Origin of the sequence: Shewanella eurypsychrophilus, assembly GCF_007004545.3 — a bacterium.
In the GTDB taxonomy this organism is placed as follows: Bacteria; Pseudomonadota; Gammaproteobacteria; order Enterobacterales; family Shewanellaceae; genus Shewanella; species Shewanella eurypsychrophilus.
Genome location: NZ_CP045503.2, coordinates 643,545 through 654,826, shown reverse-complemented (window position 1 = coordinate 654,826; position 11,282 = coordinate 643,545). Strand labels below are relative to the sequence as shown.

Genomic DNA, 11,282 nt, shown 5'->3' with positions numbered 1-11,282 from the left:
TAACAGCTCAATCCATGAAGCTATACAGTGTATAAAAGCAGACCAGCAAGTCAATAGCACTTAACGGTTAGTCAACAAGTTAATAACAACCAAGCTAATCTCTAGCTTGCTATATTTTCAACTTTTGCCAAGCACTCGCTTTCACCTTCACAAGCTAAGGTTTCGAGGTGGTAAACAAGCTTAAAACATAGTTCGATATATTGAACCGCTTCCACCTTTCCGATTTCATATCCTACAGCGTGGGCGACTCGGTTTCTAAGCTGCCTTAGCTCACTGAACAACTTTCCCTGCTTGGTGTTAATAAAGCTTTCCTTGAGCAAGATGCTCTCGATATGTTTATAGCGAGTATTCACATCTAATTCGATATTGATTTTTTTTGCTCTGATAAGGGATTCTGCTGCTGTATCTACAGCTTCCCAAGCTTGAATAACGGCTGAGTTCGGCAGGTTATTAGCAGAAGCGATAAGCAGGGACTTTCTGTCATACTTAAGTTCAGGAAAGGCACCCTCTGCTTTCTGGCTAATCGCCTTCAGTTCTTGGCCAAACTCCACTTCAAGATCTTTAAATTTAAGTTTCTTGGCCAGCGGGATCAATTTAGAGATAGGACGTTTGAGACTAAACACGCAGATAAGAATGACAAATGGCCAAGCCAGTTTATCAAAAAGCTGTATAACAAATTCCATCCAGTTCATTTCCATTCCCTTGTATATTTTGTCTGCATTAATTAAAGAGTAACAAGTTACCCAAATGAAAAAAAGTAACTTAACAAGTGGTGTACTTGTCGAATAACAAGTTTCAAATATTTTTCTTGAGTCGGGTTTCATTTAGCTGTTTTGGTACTTGGTTAGTTTGCTCAGTACCAAAGCTTCATTGATGTTTATTGCCTGCAGCATGCTCACATGTAGCTACTTCTGTGGGACGCTGGCTCTTGATTTCATAAGAAGCATCCCTGGCCGCTCTGCGGTTTCCAACAACCTCCATGTTTAAAAGCCAGTTCGATATCCCTATCTCTCGTTCGGAGAGTATCACTTCGTGATTCCTCACCCTGAAACCGAAGCCCACAGCCGCAGCTACATCAAGTTATTCATCTCTTCGATTTAGACGCTTTTTGGATAACAACTCGTTTATGGACAGAAATGGGCTTACTTGTCGGATAACAAGTAGCAAGTATCTTTAGTTGGGTTCATTGAGCTGTTTTGGTGTTTGGTTGGGTTGCTGGATGCCATGACTTAGCTGTTATCTAACGCCTGCCCGGCGAGGGATGTGCACTCTTTATTTTAAGAAGGTTCTGCGACACGGTGAATATGGCGTAGCCATTAGCCTATGAACGAGAGGCATGGATGCAGAACTGGCCTTTAGATAGGATATCATTCAAGCACAGTCCCTATAGTCTCTGCGACATCAAACAACCTCCATGTTTAAGAGCCAGTTCGATATCCCTATCTCTCGCTCGGATAGTTTAACCCTGTGAAACCTCGCCCTGCTGTCGAAGGTCACAGCCGCGTTCACACCTGATTATTTATTTCTTCGATTGGAGTTTATTTTTCTAGGAGAAGCCTGTGGGAATCAAGCACATTTCTGGACAAATGTTGTTTAGTCCCGAAGTTCTAAATCACCAATGGATCATAAGGAAAAATATTAATAGCCAAACCAGTTAAGCATGAACTGCATTAGATCTATTTCTGTGGTTTGGCACATAGCATCCTAATTATTGCTCCCTTCTTTCTGAAACAGGCCTGTCAAATAAAACTCGGCAAGGCTCAAATCGGTCACTCTGAGCTAGTTGTTCGACATCTACATTGAGTCGTTTACCGGCCTCATACTCGCCGAGCGTTTCCATGTTACTTAACCAACCTTTGGCTAATTTTTCATTAGTAAACAAGAATAGATCTGTATAGGGAGGCCTACTAGAACGGGCATTTTGCATCATTTCATCGCTTTGCTGTTGCAGTGCAACCGCTGCTTTAACGTTGTTTTCATCCTCATGAACACGACTTTGTATTCCATAGCCAAGCATCTGATTCCAAAGGGTACTAGGCCTTTTTATCAAGTTCCGCCCAAGTGTAAGGCAAGCGCTGGACTTTTTTGCATCATTCACTTCATTCTTGCACCAAGTTACTATATATGAGACAGGAAAAGAGATCGCTGCTTCAATACCAATGGCGTTGACTAAATTGGTGCCAAACTGACCGAATTGATTGTTCTCCGTTACCTGCATAAAAAGCTTGATACGTTTGGCATGGTTGTTAGCAAAGTAAGCACTTTCATCTAATTTTGTAATGGCGTCATATACTCGATCATCATCATTTTTAGCGGCGAAATAGGCCGTTGCGGCTAACCAGAAAGAACCATCACTTCTAACGGTCAGAGCCGCACGTTCAATCAACTCTGCATTACATATTGGATTCTCTATATCGCTTGCGCACTCAGTTACAAGCGCTATCAGAGGTAGTGGTGCATCAGGATTGTTCTGGCTAAATTGATACAGATTATCTAACTTGGAACCATCTGCTGGGTCTGAAAATAATGCGTAAACCAGTTGTTCTTCAGCCAAACTAGACTCTACTAACCCGTCTACTATTGATTGAGGACTCTCATCTTGACTACTATTCAATACTTCAGCATCGATACCGCACTTCGCCAACAAACCTTTAACTTCCGATTCTGATAGCTGCTTATGCTCAGTTCTCTTTTTGGCAGCTTCTTTGGTTTCCTTTATGCCCTGCTTTGTTAACCTTTTTTTAGGCTGTTCGGCATGATGTTGGGTAGTAATTTCAGTTATATCAACCTTGTTCTCTACTGGATGAGATTGATGGTCAAAATGGTTGAACAGCATAATTGCTCCAGTAAGTATGATGACGATTACTGGTATTAAAGTTTTCATTTTCGCAGCGAAGCTCCATTCGACTAAAAAATAGGATTTAAATAGGAGACCCCAGCTTTGAAATCAAAGGATACAGAGGCATTCATTTCGAATCCTTTCACTTTGCTTCATTACAAAAACTTGGTCAAGCCTGAGGAACCTGAAACACGCATTGGGGCAGAAACGTGTCACGAAGCCTAGCCATAAACCTAAACTGAAGGAACAAAGGGCTCAAGGGCTCGGAAGGAACAAAGGGGTGGAGCAAAGGGGTCGGAGCGAATAAGGTCAAACCTTCTTGTAAATCCACAAGTGTAGATACGGCTGCGAGCTTCCAAATCAGGGATGATTTGGCAGAGCTTCCATGGATGGACTTGCAGCGTCTCGCAGAAGTATCTGCATATAAGCCCGCTGCAAGCGATAGATAGCAATGAAGTTATGATCTTCAATGACATATTCAAACAGCAAAGGTCACTGGATTCCGGTTCAAAAGATCTTCCGGAATGACGAAAAGTAACGACCAAAACAACAAATGGGTCGTAGAGAATTAGGTAGACCTCTGATTTAAAATGACTTAAAGGCAGAGTTAAATAAATAACCTTCTTTTGAATAACTCTGTGTAGATACCGCTGCGAGCTTCCAAAACAAGGATGTTTTGGCAGAGCCTACAAGGCCAAAAATGTTCCATACATTTTTCGGCATTCCCACCATCCCTGGCGGTCAGATGTGCTTGCGGCGACTCGCAGAAGTATCTGCACATTAGCTCACCGCAGGTGATAAGTAACAATGAAGCAAAAAATTATAAACACACTCCCAAATATCAACAAAGCCCAATGAAACGAAACCAGAAAATGTCCAAGCTTCATTTGAAGCTAACTCCCCTAAGGGTTCTTCTTGCGCCAACTTTGAGGCAAATCAACTTCATTCCATAATTGACGACACAGCTTGTCTCCTGAATGCCAGTCACCGGCAAGAAGCCATTTGACTAACGCATCTCCGACTTGGGGATAGTGAATAGCCTGAGGTGCTGCAGACTTTAACCAGCGACGTAAAGATTCGCAATCCAAAAATGCCATCGTTTCAGCAGCACCGAGTAGCTCCAATGCAGCAACATTAGATAATTGCTCAAATTGACCGTGCAAGGGCTTAACCAACAGCTTCTTACCTAGCGCTAGGGCCTCACTAGCAAGCTCAAATCCAGCACTGCCTATGACACCACCGCATGTTGACAGTTTTTGTTTAAATCCTTCACGACTGAAACCAGACCATTTGATATGGTTTGGATACGGTATCTTAGGCTGAGCGCCATGATAAACATGAAAGCAATAGTCTTTAAAAGGCGATAGCAATTGAGTGATTTTATCTGGGTCTTCGAACGGAAGGTACACCAATATTTGATGTGGGTTGATCGACTCAACAGGATTAACCTCGACAAATGGCGGCAAAATGGGAAAGCCAAAATGATGCCAATGGCAGCCCAAAGCAATATCGACTGGGGCAAAATAACTCAGTAAGGTTTCATTAAACCAATTAGATCCAACTTTAGGCACATCATATTTGAGTGCTGCCTGATGGCTGACACCAATGGAGGTGATCCCCTGACGCTTCGCCGCCCAAGCTGAGACGGGTTCAAAATCATTCAGCACCAGATCATAAGGGCTCAGATCTAAAGAGTGAATATCCTTCAAAAGAGAAGGTACTGAATTTTCCCATGCGGTTCTCGCCATACTCACCCGGCCATTACGGGTCGCAAAAGTGAGCCCCCCCTCAACCTGATATTGTCCAAAACATTGCATATCAAAAAAGTCTGCAGCAGAGCGTCCCGAAAAAAAGAAGTCAACGTTCACTCCGTATTTTCTTAGAGACTTAGCCATCACTCGAGCCCGGCTTAAATGACCATTTCCCGTACCTTGCACACCATAAAGAATTCGCATACTCACTCCCTAAGAGCTTATCAATACCCACAGACGAAGATGACTGCAATAACAGAACCTGACCCCAGTGCTGCACCAGCAAATATATCTAATGGATAATGTACCCCTAACGCAATACGCGAAAACCCAATAGCTAACGCCCAGGAATAGGCAAGATAAAGCCATTGTGGATAGATGGTACAAATGGAAGTAGCCATAACGAAGGCGGCTGCGGTATGCCCTGATGGCAGACTAAATTTATCAGATGGTTCAAATTGTTTAGAAGAATGACAGCTATTAGCGGCAAGTAATGCCTCTCCCTCGAGCATGTTAGTTGGCATACTTTCTAAGCAAATATTTCCCTTATAACAGGGACGTGTCCGCCTGATGGAGTTTTTCAATATTAGGTAGAGGGGTAGTTCGAGAATAAACGCTGCTAACACTAAGTTAAACAGTTCACCACCTCTGACATGGCTGGCGAGTATGCCTAACGACAAGATAAAGTAGAGTGGACCATCCCCAGTTTTGGAAATCCTTCTAGCAAGCCGTTGCCACTTTTTTTGTTTGCTTAATACGAAACAGTACTGAAATGCCAGCCTGTCTAATTTTGCTATAGTCTCAAACATAAAAAGGCTCCTCACCAGCAATATGCTGATTTAGAGCCTAAAAAGGTACCATTACGGTGCAGTGACAACTAGCCTAAGTTTTTATGACACTCGAAAATGTCAGATCAGTATCTCGTTATGCCATTGCAACTTGTTGTGATTTTGTACGATAGATTTTTATCAGGTGATAGATGTTGATACAAGCAACAAATGCATTCATACCTGCTACCGGCCAAGCCGATATATAGATCCCGTAGACAACGAACAGGGAGCAACCGGTAAAGTTTAAACATCTAAGCCAGATGATATCTTTCATCATTAATGAAATGGCAACCATTACTGACGCAAAATAGCCAATGATTTCAATCGTTGAAGCTTCCATGAAGGTACCTTTTTAAGGCCTTCTGCCATCCATAAGCGTATTGGGGGATCCGTGCCCCTAAAGCAAGTTAAGTTAAGTTAATCTGCAGCTATGCTAACAAAAATACACCCATCATGTAATAAAAATACGTAATTTAATGACCTCAATCATGTTTCGCGCTGCCATACTCCACAAGCAGAGAAACTTTACAACAAACGAGTTAATAGGCCTATTTATCAACAATTGCGTGATTGATAACACTTTTCTTTTTATTATTCCCTTATATACTGACCTTATCTCAATACTTTGTGCGCCTACTACAGCACAATACCGATCTACAGGAGTATGACTATGGAATACAACACATCAGAACTTTGTGACACTTATATCGACGTTGTCGATGTTGTCGAGCCTATGTTCAGTAACTATGGTGGTTGTAACTCTTTTGGTGGCTCAATTAGCACAATAAAATGCTTCGAAGATAATGGCCTTATCATTGATGCACTGCAACAAGATGGCGAAGGCAGAGTTCTACTTGTAGACGGTGGCGGTTCTTTAAGGCGCGCGCTGCTTGATTCTGCGATTGCTCGGATAGCAGTCGAGAACAAATGGGAAGGCATCATCATCTACGGCTCAGTGAGAGATGTAGATGCTCTGGAAGATTTAGACATAGGTATTCAAGCGCTAGCTTCTATTCCCGTAGGTGCCGATGGTCACTCAATTGGTGAGTTGGAAATCCCAGTTAATTTTGGTGGAGTCACCTTCCTGCCACTGGATCATGTTTATGCCGACAATACAGGCATTATTCTTTCACCAGAGCCTTTAGATATAGACTAGATCTAGGATCTAGGATCTAGGATCTAGGATCCTAAACATTTTAATTAAAAAGATGACCTTAGCGTCATCTTTTTTTGTTTACCCCCCCTTTCTTTATCACCTCCCCATCCAATTAATTTAACGTTATATCAATTACTTTATTTAGCTGAAAAAAGAATAAAAAAATACAGCCCCAACAAGCTTCAACATCAATACTTATATGACTTAGTTATAACAACTTTCAAATAAGCATCTTTGTATCCACAAAATGAGAATTTAACTTAAGACAAAGCTGACAAATAGGGTAACGAGGCACTCATGGAAAAGAGCATATTGGGCAATTTAAATTTCAAAACAAAATTACTGGCTGGTTACGGAGTTATATTGTCACTCATGCTAATCATTACAGTCATAGTCTTCTTCAGCATCAAATCTCTTGTCACCAATATCGGCTGGGTCAATCACACCTACAAAGTATTAAGTACAGCATCTGAAATTGAAGCCGCTGCAGTGGATATGGAAACAGGCATGCGAGGCTATCTACTTGCAGGTAAGAAAGATTTTCTGACTCCATACACTAATGGCAGATCCACCTTTAACCGTCTGATCGACGATCTTTCTCAAACGGTCTCTGATAACCCAGCTCAAGTAAAGTTACTCAATGACGTCTCAAATACAATCAACGACTGGCAAAGTAAGGTAACCGAACCAGTGATTTCGCTTCGAGAACGAATTGGTGATGCTAAATCAATGAATGATATGGCGAATATAATAAAGGAGGCCAGAGGCAAGCAATACTTCGATAAATTTCGTGAGCAGCTAGCAACGTTTATTAGCCGAGAAGAGAGCTTACTCAATCAGCGACAGCAAGAAGCGGCCACAAGTACAGATATTAAACAGCTTAAACAACTCAGCCTTTTGGTTGAACATACTTATCAAGTCATTGCCAAGGCACAGGCAATTGTTGCATCAGCCGTCAATATGGAAACTGGCATGCGAGGCTTTTTACTGGCTGGGAAGGAGGAGTTTTTAGCCCCATATACCAGTGGGAAACAAGAGTTTTACCAGTTTATATCTGAACTGAGTATTAGCGTTGCAGACAACCCAGATCAAGTCACATTACTGTCAGAGAGCAAAACAACCATTGACGACTGGATAGGAAAAGTTGTTTTGCAACAGATTGAATTAAGGCGTGAGATAGGCAACTCTAAAACAATGGATGATATGGCAGATCTTGTCGGTCAAGCCAAAGGCAAGGTATTTTTCGATCAATTCAGGTCCCAAATAAGTACCTTTAAAAGTCGAGAAAGCACATTAATGACTTCTAGAATGGAGTCAATGCAAGCCACTGAGTCATTCGTCGTTAACTCTTCAATCTTCGGTACTCTTATCGCCATCATCTTAGGCATAGTCATAGCGCTAACACTTACCAAAAACGTGGTTAACTTGCTCGGGGGAGAGCCTACCTATATTTCTGAAATAGCAAAGAAAGTTGCTCTTGGAGACCTGTCAATCAAGCTTTCAAGTGACGGCAATGACACTGGTATTTTTGCCGAGATAAAGAGCATGGTATCAAGCCTACAAACGAAAGCGGATCTAGCTCAAAAAATTGCTGCTGGTGAGCTTAACCATGATATCAAATTAGCTTCAGAATACGATTCATTGGGTATCGCCTTGCAAGAGATGACAGATAAACTCAATCAGGTTCTTTTTCAAACACAACAGACGAGTATCGAGATAACTCAGGGGAGTAACAGCGTATCAGAGAGCAGTGCAGAAGTTTCGGACGGCGCCTCAAAACAATCAATCAGTTTAGATAATATTGCCAGCTCACTCACCCAGCTCACCTCACAGATTAGTACCAATGCACAAAATGCTAACCAAGCTAAAGATTTCGCGGCTCAGGCACAAGTTGCCGCTAGAGAGGGTAGCGAAAAAATGCAGGGTATGATCCAAGCGATGACTGAAATATCTGATGCAAGTAACAGCATATCAGGCTTTATCAGCATCATTGATGACATAGCGGCTCAGACAAACTTACTTGCTCTTAATGCCGCCATCGAAGCTGCCCGAGCAGGAGAGCAAGGCCGAGGCTTTGCTGTCGTCGCAGATGAAGTTCGTAATTTAGCAGCAAGAAGCACCACTGCAGCCGAAGAGACCTCCAAGCTCATTGCTGGCTCTGTGAGTAAAACTGTCAATGGTAGCGAAATAGCAAATCAAACCTCTGAAAGCTTAAAAAGTATCTTTGAGGCTGTGAGCAAGACCGCGGAACTTGTTGAAGAGATAGCAAACGCAAGCAATGAACAAGCCATTGGAGCCGAAACGATTAACCAAGGTGTAGTAGAAATTGATGGCGTGACTCAACACAATAGTCAAATAGCCCAGCAAAGTGCCGCGGCAGCAACTCAGCTATCCGAACAAGCGAAACTGCTAGAAAGCACCATGTCACAATTCAAACTAAGGGATTCTAATCGATACTAAGTCAGCTATGATTCTTTGATTGCCTTCAACTCCTCTATTAAGCCACAATGACTCGATAAGTATCAGAATAAGAATTAAACCACTATGCAGTATCTCACTCCTTTCACACAGCAGATAAGCCAACAGCTTGTATCACTAAGGCCTGGTGAGACAAAGCTGGCTCAAACAGTATTGTGTAGCGAAAAAAACACCAAATTAGCAGACACTCTTCGGCTTGCGAAGAACAATCAAGTACGCTTCGTGATTATCGGCATAGGTGAAGACATAGGCCCACGGGCGAATTTAGGCCGGGGCGGCGCAACAGATGCATTTGAACCCGCAATGGCTCAGTTTCTCAACCTGCAATCAAACCGCTTCTTAAGTGGCAAAGAGTGTTTAATCTTAGGTCAGATTGAAACCAATGATTTGCAGCTCGCCGAAGGAGCAAGTGCAGAAGCCCTAAGACAAAATGTTGAAAAACTCGATGAGCGTGTTATTTCAATAACCAGCCAAGTTATGGCAGCAGGTCTTGAGCCCATTGTCATCGGTGGAGGCCATAACAATGCCTACGGTTTATTGATGTCGGTGAAAAACACCTATAACAAAAAGGTCGCGGCAGTTAACTTAGATCCACATTCAGATTTTCGTCCACGTGAAGGCCGCCATAGCGGTAATGGTTTTAGCTATGCAGCGGCAAGCGGCGCCTTAGGTTACTACCATGTTTTAGGCATGCATGAGCTTAAAAATAGTGAGGAAACACTGGAACAACTTAGTACGTTTGGTGGTCACTGGCATACCTTGCAATCAATCTGGGTACGCCGTGAAATAAGCTTAGAAAAGGCGCTAGATGATATAACGATTAAGCTCAATGATAGCCAGCTACCAGTCGGACTGGAGCTAGATCTTGACGCCATTACTAACATGCCTAGCAGTGCATCAACTGCTGCGGGAGTCCCTCTGCTAGATGCTTTACATTACGTGCATCACATTGCCAGAAATACCCCTTGTGCTTATCTACATTTAGCCGAAGCGGCGCCTAGCTGCCATCTAGCAGGCATAGCGGCTGGTTATCGTGAAACAGGTCAGAGTATTAGCGAGTTAATTTACGCCTATATACAAGGCAGAATGCAGGCACAAAAGATAAGTTAAATCTAGATTTTAGTTCCTAGGTTCTAGGGTTTATAACCTAGGAACTAGGACCTAGGACCTAGGTTATTTCTCTCATACTATTCACCAATGACTAATATTATGCTGTAATGCGCAGTCAAATTTGCGAAAGCCTGCGCTAACACGCATTTTCAACAATTCCAAGTCCAGATAACTTACATCGATCACACTGTGCTTGATGGAACATTCTGCAACTTCAGAGAATGGCTTAAACTCGCTTCTAATAATTGCAGAGATAGGAACAAACAGATGTCACAGGGCACAGAAAACAGTACCCATTTCGGTTATAAAACAGTTGAAACAGAGCAGAAGGCTGATATGGTCGCTGGTGTATTTCATTCTGTTGCTGCTAAATATGACATCATGAATGATGTCATGTCCTTCGGTATCCACCGCATGTGGAAGCGTTTTACTATCGAAAGTGCTGGCGCACGTCCAGGCATGAAAGTATTAGATCTTGCTGGCGGTACCGGCGATCTTACTGCAAAATTTTCTCACCTTGTCGGTGATAGAGGCCAAGTAACCCTAGCCGATATTAATGACTCGATGCTTAAAGTCGGTCGTGAAAAATTAAGAGACAAGGGCATCGTTGGCAATGTGAATTATGTTCAAGCCAATGCCGAAGCACTGCCTTTTCCTGATAATCACTTCGATATTATTACCATCGCATTTGGTCTTCGTAATGTAACCGACAAAGATGCGGCTATTCGCTCCATGCTTCGTGTACTAAAGCCAGGTGGAAAGCTACTTGTGCTCGAGTTCTCCAAGCCAAAGCATGATGTTATGCGTAAAATATATGATCTTTATAGCTTTAAAATCATGCCAAAAATGGGCGCGCTCATCACTCAAGATGCCGACAGCTATGCATATCTAGCAGAATCGATTCGCATGCACCCAGATCAAGAAACCTTAAAAGGTATGATGGTCGAAGCAGGTTTTGAGCAGGTCGAGTACACCAATATGACTGATGGCGTTGTAGCCTTACATAAAGGCTATAAGTTTTAAATCCTGTTTGCGATTCACTCAGTTGCGACATCAAAATTCAGAGTCTGTAGAAGGCGCTGAATTTTGATCTAAATAAAGCCTGAAATTAGTCATTG

Annotated in this window: 9 protein-coding genes; 4 read left to right on the top strand and 5 right to left on the bottom strand. The window is 42.5% G+C overall.

The features are described 5' to 3' along the window. Nucleotides 1-101 precede the first annotated feature (101 nt). The 5 genes from FM038_RS02690 to FM038_RS02670 form a co-directional block, all read right to left on the bottom strand. On the bottom strand, nt 102-692 hold the full coding sequence (locus tag FM038_RS02690; protein WP_142871838.1) for a hypothetical protein: 591 nt from the start codon (nt 690-692) through the stop codon (nt 102-104). 1,016 nt (nt 693-1,708) lie between these two features. After that, entirely contained in the window at nt 1,709-2,884 is a 1,176-nt protein-coding gene (locus tag FM038_RS02685) for a hypothetical protein (RefSeq protein ID WP_142871837.1), read from the bottom strand. Nucleotides 2,885-3,741: 857 nt separating this feature from the next. Further along, nucleotides 3,742-4,794, bottom strand: coding sequence for an MJ1255/VC2487 family glycosyltransferase (locus FM038_RS02680; protein WP_142871836.1), 1,053 nt, complete (start codon nt 4,792-4,794; stop codon nt 3,742-3,744). Nucleotides 4,795-4,814: 20 nt separating this feature from the next. Next, the gene (locus tag FM038_RS02675) at nt 4,815-5,399 is read right to left on the bottom strand and encodes a phosphatase PAP2 family protein (protein ID WP_142871835.1); all 585 of its coding nucleotides are present in this window, start codon (nt 5,397-5,399) and stop codon (nt 4,815-4,817) included. A 115-nt stretch (nt 5,400-5,514) separates the two neighbouring features. Further along, the gene (locus tag FM038_RS02670) at nt 5,515-5,760 is read right to left on the bottom strand and encodes a YgjV family protein (protein WP_142871834.1); all 246 of its coding nucleotides are present in this window, start codon (nt 5,758-5,760) and stop codon (nt 5,515-5,517) included. Nucleotides 5,761-6,090: 330 nt separating this feature from the next. On the opposite strand from FM038_RS02670, the gene rraA reads away from it, so the two are divergent. The 4 genes from rraA to ubiE all read left to right on the top strand — a co-directional run bounded on the left by rraA (nt 6,091) and on the right by ubiE (nt 11,187). Continuing rightward, on the top strand, nt 6,091-6,576 hold the full coding sequence (gene rraA, locus FM038_RS02665; RefSeq protein ID WP_142871833.1) for a ribonuclease E activity regulator RraA: 486 nt from the start codon (nt 6,091-6,093) through the stop codon (nt 6,574-6,576). A 297-nt stretch (nt 6,577-6,873) separates the two neighbouring features. Further along, complete coding sequence (locus tag FM038_RS02660; protein ID WP_142871832.1) at nt 6,874-9,036, top strand: CHASE3 domain-containing protein; 2,163 nt, start codon at nt 6,874-6,876, stop codon at nt 9,034-9,036. Between the two features lie 84 nt (nt 9,037-9,120). After that, nucleotides 9,121-10,164, top strand: a complete 1,044-nt coding sequence (locus FM038_RS02655) for a formimidoylglutamase (RefSeq protein ID WP_142871831.1) — start codon at nt 9,121-9,123, stop codon at nt 10,162-10,164. 267 nt (nt 10,165-10,431) lie between these two features. Then, nucleotides 10,432-11,187, top strand: a complete 756-nt coding sequence (gene ubiE / locus FM038_RS02650) for a bifunctional demethylmenaquinone methyltransferase/2-methoxy-6-polyprenyl-1,4-benzoquinol methylase UbiE (RefSeq protein ID WP_142871830.1) — start codon at nt 10,432-10,434, stop codon at nt 11,185-11,187. Nucleotides 11,188-11,282 lie beyond the last annotated feature (95 nt).